The organism is Sphingopyxis macrogoltabida (assembly GCF_001307295.1).
Classification (GTDB): domain Bacteria; phylum Pseudomonadota; class Alphaproteobacteria; order Sphingomonadales; family Sphingomonadaceae; genus Sphingopyxis; species Sphingopyxis macrogoltabida_B.
Map to the genome: position 1 here is coordinate 882,334 of NZ_CP012700.1, position 15,716 is coordinate 898,049.

Consider the following 15,716-nt stretch of genomic DNA (forward strand, 5'->3'; position numbering starts at 1 on the left):
CGCTATGTCGATGGGTCCAAGCATCTATGCTTGGCCCGGCAAAGAACAAGCCCGGCTGTTGCCGGCCGGGCTTTGGAACATCGATGATGTCCGATCAGAATTCGATCGAGGCCGATGCCTTGAAGGTGCGCGGGCCGCCCTGCAGCAGCCGGGTGCCGAAGGCGCTGAAGACGTTATAGGCCGAAGCCCAGTAGCGCTTGTCGGCGACGTTATCGACGTTGAAGCGCAGCGTCAGCGGGGTTTCGCCGACCAGCGCGACATAGCGCGCGCCGAGATCGAAGCGGGTCCAGCTATCGAGTTCGAGCGTGTTCGTCGCATTCGCTGCCTGCTTGCCGGTGTAGACCACGCGGCCGACCAGCGTCAGTTCGGGCAGGAACGGCAGGTCCCATTCGACGTTGGCGTTGGCGAGCACTTCGGGCACGCCGATCGCGTCATTGCCCTGGTTGATGCCGCCTTCGGTCCGGCGCAGCTTGGCATCGTTGATGGTCAGGCCGGTGATGATGCGCAGGCCGTCGACCGGCTCGCCGTCGAGCGTGAGCTCGATGCCGCGGTTCCGCTGCACGCCGTAATTGCCATAGATCAGCGTGACCGGGTCGACGAAGCTGTTCGGCTTGTCGATCCGGAACAGCGCGAGACCCGCGTTGAAGCGGCCGAAGTTCAGCTTGCCGCCGACTTCATATTGCGTCGACTTGACAGGCGGCAGCACGGCGCCGCCGTTGACGACCGGGAGAAAGCCGCCCTGGCCGTCGTCGATCGTCGGCGGCGCGGTGGAGCCTGCCAGCAGACCCTCGATCCGGTTGCCGTAGATCGACAGACCCTCGACGGGCTTGATGACGAGGCCGACGACCGGGGTTATCGCCGATTCCTTGTAGCCGCCGGTGCGCGAGCCGTCGGCGTAGGAATAGGATGTCGTCTTGATCTCCTGCAGGCGCAGGCCGCCGGTGATCAGGATGCGGTCGTCCCACAGCCCGAGCGTGTCCGAGAAAAAGGCGCTCGACACGCGGGTGCGGCCGATCGGGAACACATTGTCGAGGTCGCCGCCGACGAACTGGTTGGGGATGGGCCGCGGTGCGACGACGGGATCGTAGAGGTTGGTGGCATAGCCGATGAAATCGAAATCATAGGCATTGCGATTGACCTGCCAGCTTACCGCGACGCCGGCGTTGACCTCGTGGCTCATGCCGCCGCCTTCCAGCTTGATGCGGATGCCGGCGGTGGCCGATTCATTATTGTCCTCGCGCGGGACGTAGGAGCCGGCGCCGGTGGCGGCACCGGTCACTGCGTCGAGCACGGTGATGCTGGCGGTCGTCTGATCCTCGCGCCCGTCGCGGGCGCCGACCTTGGCATAGACCATCGCTTCTTCGGACACGTCATATTCGAGACTGAAGGTGCCGAAGAAATCCTTGGTCAGAATCTGGCTCCACGGCTGCGAATAGTTGGTGTCGGCATCGGGCACGCGCGGGATGACCGCGCCGATACCCACCTGGCCGCGCCAATAGGACTGGTTGAGCCGCTGGTAGTTGAGGTTGAGCGAGCTGCGCAGCGGGCCATTGTTGTAATCGAGCGTGGCGCCGAGGACATAGCTCGAGTGGAATTCGTCGTTGATCGCGATATCGCCGCGGCGCGCCGATCCGTTGACGCGGAGGCCCCATTCGCCGTTGGCGCCAAAGCGGCGGGCAACGTCGACCGCACCCGAGAAATGCGCGGCGGATGTGTAGCCGAGCGTTGCGCGGGTCATGTCGCGCTCGGCCATTTTGGGGATCAGGTTGACGCTGCCGCCGATACCGCTGCCGCCGGGCGCGGCGCCGTTCAGAAAGGCGCTCGCGCCGTTGATGACCTGGACCGACGAGAAAAGTTCGGGCGCGACGAGCTGGCGCGGCGTGATGCCGTAGAGGCCGTCGAAGCCGACGTCGCTTGCATCCAGTTCGAAACCGCGGATGACGAAGACTTCGCCGGCGATGCCGAAGCCCAGCGTGGTGCGGACCGTCGGGTCGTTTTCCAGCACTTCGCCCAACGTGTCGGGCTGCTGGTTGAGGATCAGCGCCTCGTTGTAACTGCGGATGTTGAAGGGGATATCTTCGGCGGCCTTGGTGCCGAAGACACCGACATTGCCGCCGCCGGTCACCTTGGTCTGGTTGTTGCGCTGCGCGGTGACGACGATGCTTTCGCTGTCCGCCGCATCCTGCGCGAAAGCCGGCCCGGCAACCGCCAGCGTAGCGCCCAGCGTCAGGAGGCTGGTCCCCCGAACGATGCCCCGAATTGCAACCATGATATTTCCCCCGAATGGTGTCCGAATTCCCGTCCGATCGAGCGAGGCGGTTGCCAAGCCCATAATCAGAACCGTAACATGTTTGACCTGGTTGGGCCGTAAAACATCCAATTTGCGTAGCGACTGGGGACCAAGGCGGGTCCAGTTTTCGGTTTGCGACCGGACTATCCGAACCGGACAATCCCGCCGACGACCGTTTTCAATGCCTTGGTCTTCACAAGTAAATGCGAATCGATAGCAAATAGATCGCTATCCCAGACCACAAAGTCGGCGAGAAAGCCAGCCGCGATCAGGCCGAGCTTCTTTTCGTTGAACCCGGCGAAGGCGCCTTCCTGTGTGTAGCAGTGCATCGCCTGCGCGAGAGTGACCCGCTGTTCGGGGTGCCAGCCTTGCGGATTCTGGCCGTCGAGCGTTTCGCGATTGACCGCGGCGTCGAGCCCGGTGAGCGGATCGATCGGCGCGACCGGCCAGTCAGAGCCCATGCAGACATGCGCGCCCGAGCCAACGAGCGATCCGTAGGCAAAGCTGGTTTTCAGCCGTTCCTCGCCGATGCGTCGCACCGCCCAGCGGCCGTCGTCGATCGCATGATAGGGCTGCACCGACGCGATGATGCCCTGTTCCCTGAAACGGCCGATCGCATGCGGTTTCATATGCTGCACATGTTCGATGCGGAAACGACGGTCGCGCGGGCCATTGGCCTTGGCCACCGCCGCCATCGTGTCGAGCACGATATCGTTCGCTTCGTCGCCGATCGCGTGCGCCGTCACCTGCAGCCCGGCCTTGTCGGCGCCTTCGATCCAGCGGCGGAGATCGGCGGGGTCGGTGACGACGATGCCGCGCGTCGTCGGATCGTCGCTATAGGGTTCGTAGAAGCGCGCCGTTCGCGATCCCAGCGAACCGTCGAACACCACCTTGCACGCCCCCCATTGCACCCAGTCGTCGCCGCGCCCCTGTTCCGCGATGAGCGCGACCTGCGCCTCCCAGTCTTTGAGCGGCAGATAATGGCGGAAGCGCAGCCCCGTCTCGCCGAGCGCGCGCAGCCGCCGGGTGGAATCGAAGCTGATCGTTTCGAGTTCGGTCGGATGGACCTGCGTCACGCCCTTGCTCAGCGCAAGTTCGATACCCTTGCGCGTCGCGGCGTCGATCTGCGCTTCGGAAGGTGCGCCGATCGCGCGTACGACCAGATCCTTCGCGGCGTCCTTGACGATGCCGGTCGGTTCGCCCTTGGCGTCGCGTTCGATCACGCCGCCGGGGACGTTGGGGGTGTTGCGGTCGATTCCGGCCAGTTTCAGCGCAAGCGAATTGAGCAGCAGCATGTGAAGGTCGTAACGGATGACCGCGACGGGTGTGTCGGGGGTGACGGCGTCGATCCAGTCCTTGTGCGGCATCTCGCCGCACCAGCGGTCCTGATCCCAGTTGCCGCCCTCCAGCCACTGGCCCTTGGGCAGCGCTTTCGCCGCCGCGGCGATGCGGGCGACGAATTCCTGCGGATTGGCGGCGTCGCGTAGCGAAGGCTGCGACAGCATCGTCGACGCGGTCACGAAATGGACGTGCGGGTCGATAAAGCCCGGTGTGACGAATGCGCCGGCAAGGTCGACGATTTGCGTGCGCTTGCCGGTCCGCGCGCGCACCGCGTCGGCGCCGATCGCGGCGATCCGGTCGCCGATGATGCCGATCGCATCGGTGCGCGCCGTGGGGCCGGCCCCCGTCCATACTGCCGCGTTGATATAGGCGGCGTCGAGGTCGCCCTCGGCGTGGGCGAAGGCGCGCGTGGCGGCCGCCGCAGCGGTGCCGCCGGCGAGGGCGAGGAGCGTGCGGCGGCCGAGCATCACTTGCCCGCCGGCTTGCGCGGCGGATTCGCGGCGCGCCATGTGTCGAGCCTTGCGAGCCAGACGGCGGCCGACAGGGGCCCATAGGTCTTTGAATCGGTGTGTTCGGCAACAAGCGCACGGATGTTGACGAAATAGGCGGGGCCGCTCGGCAGGCCGAGTTCCTTGCTTTTCCGCTCCATCGCCGCCGCCTGTTCGGGGGTCGGTTCGACGCCGGTCACCGGCTTGAACAGGATGACGTCGAAGTCGGCGCCATTTTCATGAAAGAAGAGCTGCGTCGGCGGGAAGCCGCCGGCGGCGGCGACTTCGTCGGCGAGCGCGAGTTCGCGGATGAACTGTTCCTGCTTGCCCGGCGCCAGCTTGAAGATTTCGAACCACGCTTCGGGCCAGGGCGCGTCGGCCGCGGCCGGGGTCGCGGCGGCGGCGGGCGTCTGTTGCGCGCCGGCGGAGAACGGCAGGGCCGCTGCGGCGATCGTCAAGGCGAATGCGTATTTCATGATATCTCCCTCCTGAACCGGCCGCACGATCCGCTTCCGGGGTGGATCGCAAAACATCCAATAAGCGGGAGAGGGAGGGGGCCAGTCGGAAGAACTATCCCGCCGCCTCGCGAAGCGCCGACAGGGCGGTGCGCGCTTCGTGCGCATTGAGACTGGCGAAACCGATGCGCAGGCCGCGCGGCGCATCGTCGGTCGTCATGAAGGACCGCGACGAGGCAAAGCGAAGCCCCATCGCCGCGGCGCGTACTTCCATCTTGTCGAGGTCGGTGTTGACCTTGAGCCAGAAGGCAAGGCCGCCGTCGGGCAGGCGATATTCGGCGATGTCGCCCAGCGTGCGGTCGATTTCGGCCGCGAAATTGGCGCGCCTTTTCGCATAGATCTGGAGCACTTTGCGGCCGTGGCGGCGGAGTTCGCCGCTTTCGATCAACTCGGCGGCGGCATCCTCGGTCAGCGCATTGCCCATGCCGTCGGTCAGCGACACGCGGTGCGCAATGGCCTCGACGACGGCGGGCGGCGCAGCGACATAGCCGATGCGCAGCGCGGGCAGGAGGAGCTTCGACATCGAACCGACGTAGAGGACATGGCCGGGACCATAGGCCGCGAGCGGCAGCAATGGCTGCGATTCGAAGTGGAACTCGTGATCATAATCATCCTCGATAATCGCAAAGCCGAACTGGCGGGCGAGGTCGAGAAGACGCAGCCGGCGTTCGGGGCGCAGCGACACCGTCGTCGGGAACTGGTGGTGCGGCGTCACGAAGACCGCGCGCACCGCGTTGCGGCGGCAGGCATGCTCGACCGCGTCGATGTCGATGCCGTCCTCGTCGAGCCCCACCGGCACGATATTGGCGCCGAGCGCGCGGAATGCGGCGACCGCGGGTTCGTAGGTGAGTTTCTCGACAATCACCGAATCGCCGCGCCCGAGCAGGACCTGCGCCGCGAGGAATATGCCGTTCTGGCTGCCGCGCGTGATGCAGATATTTTCCGCGCTGACCGGCACGCCGCGCTGGCTCCGCAGCATCGCGGCGATCGCTTCGCGCAGCGCGGGCGATCCGCGCGGATCGCGATACTGGAAGCCATTGTCGCGCGACGCGCGGAGCGCCGCCAGCCGGTAGGCGCGCGCCAGCAGCTCGACGGGAAAGAGGCGGCCGTCCGGAGCGCCCTCGTCGACCTTGAGCCCCGGCCCGCCCGGTACCGCGAGCGGCCGTTCGGGCGGCATGGCAAAGCGATAGTCGATGACGGCGCTGCTCATCGTCGCTTCGGCCTCGCCATGGTGGCGGATGACCGGATCGGGAAGCGAGGCGGCAACCATCGTGCCGCGGGTGCCCGCCGAATCGAGCCACCCCTGCGCGATCAGATCCTCATAGGCGATCACCACCGTCTTGCGATTGACCCCCAGCGTCTGCGCCAGTTCGCGGCTGCTCGGCAGATAGGTGCCCGATGCCAGCCGGCCGCGTTCGATGTCGCGGATCACCGCCTGGATGATCTGCATATAGATGGGGACGTCGCGCGACGGATCGATCCGTTCGCCCAGGCTCACTTGTAAGGGACGCAGCATTGGACCTGTCTCACCGGAAAATTTTCGTGAACGATGGGGCCAAGTCTATCGCGATATTTTCCGGGCTGCAACCGTCACTGGTCCCCCGCGCTTTTCGTTTTTGGTGCTTGCCGGAGTGCCAAGGCTGGGGAACAATCAGCGTATCGGTGCCGGGACCGGTGTGCCCGCAGGCGGGCGATGATTTTCGGTTTCGCATGATTTTTCAGGGGGTATGGTGGGGCTCTTCGACACATTCGACAATGCCGACGTTCGCGCGCTGGTGGAGCAATATCCGCTCGCCTGGGTGTGCGGCGGGCCGGCAGGCGCGGTCGAGGCAAGCCTGCTGCCGCTGGTCGGTGTCTTCGATGCGGACGGCCGGCTCGTCGAACTGGTCGGTCACCTGATGCGCTCCAATCCGCTTTTGACGGCGCTGGAGGCCGACCCGCGCGCGACGATCCTGTTCAAGGGACCCGACGCCTATGTCAGCCCCGAACATGCCGGGCTCAAAAATTGGGGTCCGACCTGGAATTATGCGCAGCTCAGGATCGGCGCCGAGGTCCGCTTCGATATCGCGCTCACCGAATGGTCGCTCGAACTGCTCGTCGAGGCGATGGAAGCGGAGCGTGCCGAGCCGTGGAACGTCGAAGAACTCGGCAAAAGATATCAGGCGATGCTCGGGCATATCATCGGCTTCCGAGCCTCGGTGACCTCGCTGTCGGGCAAGTTCAAGCTGGGGCAGGACGAAAAGCCGGAAACATTCGCGTCGATCGTGGCGACGCTGCCCGACGCACCGACGACGGCATGGATGCGGCGGTTCAACAAGGGGCGGGAATGATGAGGATGCGGCAGCTCGGTCTCTCGGTCATGGTGGGCGCATTGCTGTTCGCAGCGCCGGCAGATGCGCAGCGATCGGCGCCGCTCCCCTGGCAGGAAGATCCGTATCCGAGCCGCTATCAGGCCCCGGTGGCCAGCGACATGCTGCTCCGCGGCGCTACCATCCTCGATGGCGCCGGGGGGCGCATCGACGGCGGCGACGTCCTTGTCCGCGGCGGCAAGGTCGCGGCGGTCGGCAAGCAATTGGCGAACCCCGGCGTGCCCGAGGTCGATGCCACCGGCCGCTGGATCACCCCCGGGGTGATCGACGTGCACAGCCACGATGGAACCTATGTCCTGCCGCTGACCGAAATCGACAGCGAAGCCTCCGACGTCGCCGAAGTCGCGACACCGAACAGCGCCGACACGTGGATCGAGACGGCGGTGAATGCGCAGGACATGGCGTTCGACCGGGCGTTGGCGAACGGAGTGACGACGCTCCAGATCCTCCCCGGATCGACGCCGATCTTCGCGGGCCATTCGGTCGTCGTAAAGCCGGTCCGCGCGCCGACCGTGTGGGGCATGAAGGCGGCCGGCGGAATCCAGGGCTTCAAGATGGCGTGCGGCGAGAATCCGAAGAGCTGGGGCGCCGACGACGACAATGAAGGGCCGACGAGCCGGCAGGGCGTCATCGCCTATATGCGGCAGCAGTTCGCCGACGCGCAGCGCTACAAGCGCGCGGTCGAGCAGGCGCGCGCCGGAGCGGGGGCGATGCCGCCGCGCGATTTCAAGCTCGAGACGCTGGCCGGCATCCTTGCGGGCGACGTCCGCGTCAATCTTCATTGCTATCGCGCCGGCGATATCGCGGCGTCGCTGGGTGTCGCGAAGGAATTCGGCTTTCGCATCGGTGCGATCCATCATGCGACCGAAGCGTACAAGATCCCCGGCCTGCTGCGCGAGGCGGGCACCTGCGCGGCGGTATGGGCCGACTGGTGGGGGTTCAAGGTCGAGGCGCAGGACGCGATCCGTGCCGAGGCGCCGTTGCTCGAACAGGCGGGGGTGTGCGTGATGATGCATTCGGACTCGCCCGCCGACGGCCAGCGGCTCAACATTGCCGCAGCAAAGGCGGCCGCTGCCGGCCGCCGCATCGGCGTCGACATCCCGCCCGAACGGATGATCAAATGGACGACAGGTAACCCCGCGAAGCTGCTCGGGCTCGACAAGCAGGTCGGCACCATCGCGCCGGGATTGCAGGCCGATCTGGTCCTGTGGTCGGGCGACCCGTTCAGCATCTACACGCACGCCGACCTTGTCCTGATCGGCGGCGCGGTGGCGTGGGATCGCGCGAAGCCGCCGGCGGGGCCGGTTTCGGACTTCGAACTCGGGCGTGGGGGAGCACGGCCGTGAAGATGTTCGTCAGCCTGATTGCGCTCACCGTCGCCATGCCCGCCGCGGCGCAGACGCTCGCCGTCACCCATGCCGAGGCGTGGACGATGGAAGGCGACGCGCCGGTGAAGGACGCGACGATCGTCATCGAGAACGGCCGTATCGTATCGGTCGCGGCGGGCGGTGCGGCGCCGGCAGACGCGCGCGTCATCGATGCGCACGGCAAGCCGGTGACCCCCGGCCTCGTCAACGGCGCGACCCAGATCGGCCTCGTCGAGGTCGCGGGCTCATCCGATACCGTCGACACGAGTTCGGCCGACGATCGCAATCCGGGCTATGACGTCAGCCGCGCGCTCAACGGCAATTCGACGCTGGTCAGCCTCGCGCGCGCCGACGGTCTGACGCGCGCGCTCGTCTATCCGTCGCCGTCGCGGCGCGCGCCGTTCAACGGCGAACCCGCCCTCGCGCGGCTTCGCGACGGCGTCGATATCCTCGATGTCGCCAACGTCGGGGTCTATACGGTGATCGGTGGCGGCGCATGGGAGCGGATCGGGTCGCGCGCCGCGCAGTGGGACAGTCTTCGCAACGCTCTCACCGAGGCGAAACGCAAAGCCGATGGTCCCCCCGCCGCTGGGGGTAAGAAGGATCGCAAGCGTCCATCGCCGCCGCCGCGCGGCGGGCCCGGCGGACGCCATGGCGGCGAGGAGCTGCTTGCCGATGTCCTGCGCGGCGAGGTGCCGCTGGCGATCCAGACGCATCGCGAGTCCGACATCCGTCAGGCGGCGGCGCTTGCCGGGGATTTCGGTATCCGCGTCATTATCGTCGGCGGGGCAGAGGCATGGCGCGTCGCCGACCAGCTCGCCGCCGCCAAGGTGGCGGTGATCGTCGACCCGCAGGTCAACCTGCCGTTCAATTTCGACCAGCTCGGCGCGCGGCAGGATAATGCGGCGCTGCTCGCCAAAGCCGGTGTCATGGTTGCGGTGGGGCAGGCTGGCGGGGTGATTCACGCCAACTACAATGCCGGCATGGGGCTTCGCGAGGGGGCGGGGATCGCGGTCGCCAACGGCCTGCCTTATGTGGAGGCGCTGAAGGCCGTCACCGTCAATCCGCTCACCATATGGGGCTGCGGCGGCGGCAGGCTCACGCCGGGCGCCGACGCCGATCTCGTGATCTGGGACGGCGACCCGCTCGAGCCCTCGACCAACGCGCGCTCGGTGATCGTCGAAGGCCGCGAGACGGCGATCCGGTCGCGGCAGGACCAGCTCGCCGAGCGGTATCGGGAGGTTCGCTGATGACGGTTCTCCTTATCGGTTGCGGACGCATGGGCGGCGCGATGGCGCGCGGCTGGGTCGGCAGTCGCCGCGTGCTCGTCCACGATCCGCTCGCTGCCGACCTGCCCGACGGAGCCGAGCGCGTCGCATCGCTCGCCGATATCGTGATCGACGGACCGCTGTCGGTCGTTCTTGCGATCAAGCCGCAGACGTTCGATGCGGTCGCCGAGGCGCTGCGGCCGCTCGCCGAGCGCGGCGCGCTTTTTCTCTCGATCATGGCGGGGATCACACTTCAGCGACTGGAAACGGCGCTCGGCACCGGCCGCGTCGTGCGGGCGATGCCGAACACGCCGGCCGCGATTGGCCGGGGAATCAGCGCGGTGGTACCGGGCCCCGATTTGCGGGTTGAAGATCAGGGGGCGGTCGATAGCCTGCTCGCGCCTGCGGGCGCGGTCGTCTGGCTCGACGAGGAAGCGCTTATCGATGCCGTAACCGCCGTGTCGGGCAGCGGTCCCGCCTATTTCTTCCGTTTCACTGAAGCGCTCGCGGCCGCCGGAGCAGCGGCGGGATTGCCGGCGCCGCTCGCGATGGAACTCGCACGCGCCACCTTCACCGGCGCGGCGGCGCTGGCCGATGCCGATCCGTCGCCGCTGGCGGGGCTCCGCGAACAGGTGACCAGCCCCGGCGGGACAACCGCGGCCGGACTGGCGCAGATGGATGCGAAGGAGGCGATCGATCGGCTGCTGCGTGCGGTCGTCGACGCGGCGGCAACGCGGTCGCGCGAACTTGCGGGTTGATGACGGCGGTCCTTCGGTGACACCGGGCTTGGACGGGGAGGCGAGATGAGGAACATGGTTCGGACGATGTGCGGGCTCACGGCGGCATTCGCGCTAGCGGTTCCCGCCCTGCATGCCGACGAAGGCGGCGGCCTGCCGATGCAGCCCGCCCGCACGCTCGACTATGAAGTGTCGAGTGGCACCTTCATGTCGCTCGCCGTCTCGCCCGACGGCAAGACGATCCTCTTCGACATGCTCGGCGAGATTTACGCGATGCCCGCAAAGGGCGGCCGCGCGGTGCCGGTCACGACCGGCATGGCGTTCGAGGTGCAGCCGACCTTCTCGCCCGACGGAAAATGGATCGCCTATGTCAGCGACCGGTCGGGCGGCGACAATGTCTGGATCGCGCGCACCGACGGCAGCGGCGCGCGGCGGATCAGCACCGGCGACGAGGGCGAGGTGCGCACCTCGCCCGAATGGAGCGCCGACGGCAAGTCGGTCTATGTCAGCCGCTATCGCATCCGAATCGACCGTTACGAACTTTGGCGCCATCCGGTCGACGGATCGCCCGGCGAACTCGTCGCGCCTGCGAGGCCCGCCGAGGATGCGCCGCGTTCGGCGTGGCAAAGCACGCTCGGCGCCTCGGCGTCGCGCGACGGCAAATATCTTTATTATGCGCGGCAGACCGGCGATCTTTCGTTCGACGGACCCGTGTCGTGGACGGTCGTCCGTCGCGACATCGCCACCGGCGCCGAAACGACCGTGATCGAGAGCTCGGGCGGACGCGAAGCCGGCGGCGAAACCTTTTTCCGCCCGGCGATCTCGCCGGACGGCAAGCTGCTTGCCTATGCGACGCGGCAGATGGCGCGGACAAACCTGCGCGTCCGTGAGCTGGCGACCGGCATCGACCGCGATCTCGGGCCGGCGCCGCTCGACCTGATGAACGGCGCGGCGTGGCTTGACCTGATCCCGCGCTATGCCTTCACCCCCGACAGCAAGGCGGTCCTGATCGCCTATGACGGCAAGATCGAGCGCCGGCCGGTCGACGGCTCGGCGGCATCGCGCATTCCGTTCACCGCGCGGCTCCAGCTTGCGGTCGGGCCGACGACGCGGATCGCCTTTCGCGAGGAAACGGGCGCGGTGCGCGCGAAATTGCCGCAGGGAACCGCGCCGTCACCCGACGGGGCGCGCGTCGTCTTTGCCGCGCTCGGCAGCCTCTATGTCCAGCCGCTAGATGGCGGCAAGGCGCTGCGCCTGCCGATCAGCGGCGATCCGGCGTCGCTGCCGGCGTGGAGCCCCGACGGCAAGCGCCTGACCTATGTGACTTGGAGCGAGACGGCGGGCGGCGCGATCTGGACGATCGCTGCCGACGGATCGGGGGAAGCCGCAAAGATCAGCGACATCCCCGCCTTCTATACCCATCCGGCCTTCACCCCCGACGGCCGGTCGATCCTTGCAGTGCGCTCGCCCGCCGCGGCGCGCCAGCATACGAGCTTCGAGTTCGGGACGATACGGCCTGCCGAACTGGTCGCCCTTCCGGCGCGTGGCGGAACGGCGCGCGTCGTTGCGTCGGGACAGCTCGGCGGCCGCCCGCATTTCGTCGACGGTCAGGACGGCACCGCCTTTCTGCTCGGTGACACCGGTCTCGTCGCCATCGATCTGGCTTCGGGCGCCCGGCGTTCCGTCGCATCGGTGAAGGGGCAGGGCTATTATTTCACCGACCAGCTCGCGGCCGCCGATGACATTCGCATCAGCCCCGACGCAAAATGGCTTGCCGCACAGACTAGCGAACAGCTTTATGTGATGCCCGTGCCGCCGTCCGAAGGCGGGACGATCGACTTGACGGCGTCCGGCAACCCGGCGCGCAAGGTCACGACGATGGGCGCCGATTTCTTCGACTGGCGCCGTGACAGCAGCCTGCTCTGGTCGGTCGGCAATTATGTCGAGATATTGCCCGGACCCGGCGCCGCGGCGGCGCCCAAGGACCGGATCGAACTGGTCGCCGAACTGCCGCGGGCGCGGCCCACGGGTCGCTTGCTGCTGCGCGGCGCCCGCGCGCTCACCATGGCGGACGGCGACCGGGTGATCGACGACGCCGATATCCTGATCGAGGGCGACCGGATCGCGGCGATCGGGCCGCGCGGCAGCTTTGAGATTCCGGCCGCAACTCCGACTCGCGAACTCGGTGGCCAGACGGTGGGGCCCGGCTTCATCGACGACCATGACCATATCGGCGGCGTCCGCCGCAACGTCATCGGCTATGACGAATGGGGGCTGCGGGCGCGGCTGGCCTTCGGCGTTACGACCTCCTTCGATCCCTCGACGCTGGGCATCGACCAGATCGCCTATCAGGATCTGATTGATACCGGACTGGTCGTGGGGCCACGGCTCCGCTCCACGGGGCCGGCGCTCTTCTCGAAGGAGCGTTTTACCTCGCTCGATCAGGTGCGCGATGTGCTGCGCCGCTATCGCGACGCCTGGGGGCTGCGCAACATCAAGCAATATCGCGGCGAGAGCCGGACGGTGCGTCAGTGGATCGCGATCGCCGCGCGCGAACTCGGCCTGCTGCCGACGACCGAGGGCAGCCTCAACCCCAAGCTGATGCTGACCCAGGCCATCGACGGCTATGCCGGCAACGAGCATGCGCTGCCGATCTCGCCGTTCCAGGAGGATGTGCTGACCCTCTACCGGCTCATGCGGACGAGCTATGTCGCGACTTTGCTCATCGACACCAACGGGCCGTCGGCGCGCCATTATTTTGTCGCCAAATATGACCCGGCGCTCGATGCCAAGGTCAAGCGCTTCTGGTCGCCGCCGGCGATCGCGCACAAGCTGGCGCATCGCGAATGGAGCTCGCTCGATGCCTCGCGCCTGCCGGCGCTGGCGGCGGACGCCGCGCGGCTCGCCGAAAACGGCGCCCTGGTGGGGATAGGGTCGCACGGCGACGACCCCGGTATCGGCTATCATTACGAGCTCGAAGCGCATGCCCTCGGCGGCATGAAGCCGATGGCGGTCCTCCATGCCGCGACCGCGGGCGCGGCGGAGACGATCGGCCGCCTCGGCGACATGGGAACGCTCGAACCGGGCAAATATGCCGACCTTGTCGTGTTCGAACGCGATCCGCTGGCCGACATCCGTAACACACGGTCGGTCAAGCTGGTGATGCGCGGCGGGCAATTGTTCGATGCCGATACGCTCGATGAACTGTGGCCCGAAGCGCGCAAGTCGCCGCCGAGCTGGTTCGCGGGTGAACAGCGTCCAAGCCATTGGCTGCCGGTGGCGGAAGGGAAATAGTGCGGTGATCGATCCGGAAATCCAGGCCTTTCTCGATGAAATGAAGCGGCGCTGGGCGGCGCACCCGCCCTTTGGCGACCTCGGCTTTCCCGAACAGCGCGCCGTGTCCGAAAAGGTGCGGGCGCGCTGGACCGAGGGCGGCCCCGCGATGGCCGAGACGCTCGAACGGACCTTCGATCCCGGGGCGGGCGAACTTCGCATCCGGGTCTATCGCCCCGCAGGCGCCGCGAGGCCCGCCCCGGCGCTCATTTACCTGCACGGCGGCGGCTTCACGCTCTTCTCGATCGACACGCACGACCGGCTGATGCGCGAATATGCGGCGGCGGGCGGGTTCGTGGTGATCGGCGTCGATTATCCGCTGTCGCCCGAACATAAATATCCCGTCGCGCTCGATCGCATCGAGGCGCTGTTGCTGTGGCTGAAGGCGCATGGCGGCGAGCTTGGCGTCGATGCGGCGCGGCTCGCGCTCGGCGGCGACAGCGCGGGGGCCAATCTCTCCTTTGCGACGACGCTTCGCCTTCGCGAGCGCGGCGAAGGCGGCCTCGTGCGGGCGATCCTTGCCAACTACGGCTATTTCACGCCCGAGGTCTCCGATCGCGCCGAGGAACGCTTCGGCGGTCCGGGTTCGATCATGGATCGCGCCGAGGCGCAGAGCTATTACGTCAATTACCTCGCCGACTGGGACGCGGGCCAGCGCGATCCCTTCGCCTGTCCGATCCATGCCGACCTTGCCGGTCTGCCGCCCGTGTTCCTCGTCATCCCCGAATGCGACCTGCTGACCGAACAGTCGCTGGCGATGGAAGCGCGGCTCGAGCAGGCGGGCGTCGCGACGATGGCGAAAATCTATGCCGGGGCGACGCACAGCTTCCTCGAGGCGATGTCGGTCGCGGCGGTGGCGCGCGAAGCGATCCGCGACGGCGCCACCTTCATTCGCGACCGGCTGGGCTGATTTGCCCATCGGCATTAGAAGGTTGCACCATCGCCGTTTCGTGGACGGGAAACGCTTTATCGCGTAGCGGCGATGCCGGAGCCCACGGACGAGGATGATGCGGATATGAACTTTGCCCCGCTCGGTTTCCCGCGCGATCCGGGCGCGCGCCCCGCTTCGCTATGACCCACAAGCATCTCATTGCGGCCATCGAGACCGGCGGCACCAAGCTGCTCTATCGGCTGGCCGACGCCGAAGGCGCGGTGATCGGGGAAGGGCGGTTCGATACCGCGACGCCCGACGCCTCGGTTGCCCTGCTGGCCGGCGCGGTTCGCCAGGCGATGCCCCCCGGCGTGGCGCTCGCTGCGGTCGGGGTGGCGAGTTTCGGCCCGATCGTCGTCGATCCGGCGAGCCCGCGCTACGGCCGGATGCTCGCCACCACCAAGGCCGGCTGGTCGGGCTACGACCTGCGCGGCGCGATTGCGGCAGAACTTGGCGCTCCCGTGCTGGTCGACAGCGACGTCAATGCGGCGGCGCTCGCCGAACAGCAGGTCGGCGCCGGGCGCGGCCAGCGGCTCGTCGCCTATGTCACGGTCGGCACCGGCATCGGGGGTGGGCTGTCGATCGCGGGCGAAACGCTCAAGGGCAATCCGCATCCCGAAATCGGGCATATCCGGCTGGTTCGCCGTCCGGGCGATGCCTTCGCCAGCAGTTGCCCCTTCCATGCCGATTGCGCCGAAGGGCTGGTTGCGGGGCCCGCGATCCGGCGCCGGCTGGGCGATATCGCCGATCTTGCCGATGCGCCCGACGTGCTGGCGCTGGCCGCCGATTATCTCGCCCAGCTTTGCGCGACGCTGACGCTCGCCTGGTCGCCCGATTGCATCGTACTGGGTGGCGGCGTGCTTCGCGCCCACGGCCTTATCGATGCCGTCCGCACCGAATTGCAGGCGCAACTCGGCACCTATGGCGCCGCCGCCGACATCGATCCGGCGACCTATCTGGTGCCGGCGGCGCTCGCCGACGCGGGGCTCGAGGGCGCGATGCTGATGGCGCGGGCCGCAGCGGGCAAATAGGCCGCAACGCCGCCACACGCCAACCCTGTACGCGGTCGTTGACACG

At 67.4% G+C, this 15,716-nt stretch carries 11 protein-coding genes; 7 read left to right on the forward strand and 4 right to left on the reverse strand.

Going from position 1 to position 15,716, the window contains the following annotated elements:
• Positions 1 to 94 precede the first annotated feature (94 nt).
• The 4 genes from AN936_RS04100 to AN936_RS04115 form a co-directional block, all read right to left on the reverse strand.
• Positions 95 to 2,269: a TonB-dependent receptor gene (locus AN936_RS04100; protein ID WP_054587020.1), complete on the reverse strand. Its 2,175-nt coding sequence runs from the start codon at positions 2,267 to 2,269 to the stop codon at positions 95 to 97.
• A 164-nt stretch (positions 2,270 to 2,433) separates the two neighbouring features.
• Entirely contained in the window at positions 2,434 to 4,140 is a 1,707-nt protein-coding gene (locus AN936_RS04105) for an amidohydrolase (RefSeq protein WP_234715738.1), read from the reverse strand.
• Positions 4,098 to 4,595 carry a hypothetical protein gene (locus AN936_RS04110; protein WP_054587021.1) on the reverse strand — a complete coding sequence of 166 codons (498 nt, stop codon included), beginning with the start codon at positions 4,593 to 4,595 and terminating at the stop codon, positions 4,098 to 4,100. Before AN936_RS04110 ends, AN936_RS04105 begins: the two co-directional genes overlap by 43 nt.
• 94 nt (positions 4,596 to 4,689) lie before the next feature.
• Positions 4,690 to 6,132 carry a PLP-dependent aminotransferase family protein gene (locus tag AN936_RS04115; RefSeq protein WP_234715739.1) on the reverse strand — a complete coding sequence of 481 codons (1,443 nt, stop codon included), beginning with the start codon at positions 6,130 to 6,132 and terminating at the stop codon, positions 4,690 to 4,692.
• Between the two features lie 229 nt (positions 6,133 to 6,361).
• Between AN936_RS04115 and AN936_RS04120 the strand changes: the two genes are divergently transcribed.
• From AN936_RS04120 to AN936_RS04150, 7 genes are all read left to right on the forward strand, one after another.
• Positions 6,362 to 6,964: an FMN-binding negative transcriptional regulator gene (locus AN936_RS04120; protein ID WP_054587023.1), complete on the forward strand. Its 603-nt coding sequence runs from the start codon at positions 6,362 to 6,364 to the stop codon at positions 6,962 to 6,964.
• On the forward strand, positions 6,964 to 8,349 hold the full coding sequence (locus tag AN936_RS04125; protein WP_234715740.1) for an amidohydrolase family protein: 1,386 nt from the start codon (positions 6,964 to 6,966) through the stop codon (positions 8,347 to 8,349). The genes AN936_RS04120 and AN936_RS04125 overlap by 1 nt, the downstream gene beginning before the upstream one ends.
• Positions 8,350 to 8,351: 2 nt before the next feature.
• Complete coding sequence (locus tag AN936_RS04130; RefSeq protein WP_054587025.1) at positions 8,352 to 9,620, forward strand: amidohydrolase family protein; 1,269 nt, start codon at positions 8,352 to 8,354, stop codon at positions 9,618 to 9,620.
• On the forward strand, positions 9,620 to 10,396 hold the full coding sequence (gene proC, locus AN936_RS04135; protein ID WP_054587026.1) for a pyrroline-5-carboxylate reductase: 777 nt from the start codon (positions 9,620 to 9,622) through the stop codon (positions 10,394 to 10,396). Before AN936_RS04130 ends, proC begins: the two co-directional genes overlap by 1 nt.
• 45 nt (positions 10,397 to 10,441) lie before the next feature.
• Positions 10,442 to 13,669, forward strand: a complete 3,228-nt coding sequence (locus AN936_RS04140; protein ID WP_149037587.1) for an amidohydrolase family protein — start codon at positions 10,442 to 10,444, stop codon at positions 13,667 to 13,669.
• A 4-nt stretch (positions 13,670 to 13,673) separates the two neighbouring features.
• Complete coding sequence (locus AN936_RS04145) at positions 13,674 to 14,618, forward strand: alpha/beta hydrolase fold domain-containing protein (RefSeq protein WP_054587027.1); 945 nt, start codon at positions 13,674 to 13,676, stop codon at positions 14,616 to 14,618.
• 161 nt (positions 14,619 to 14,779) lie between these two features.
• Entirely contained in the window at positions 14,780 to 15,670 is an 891-nt protein-coding gene (locus AN936_RS04150; RefSeq protein ID WP_054587028.1) for an ROK family protein, read from the forward strand.
• Positions 15,671 to 15,716 lie beyond the last annotated feature (46 nt).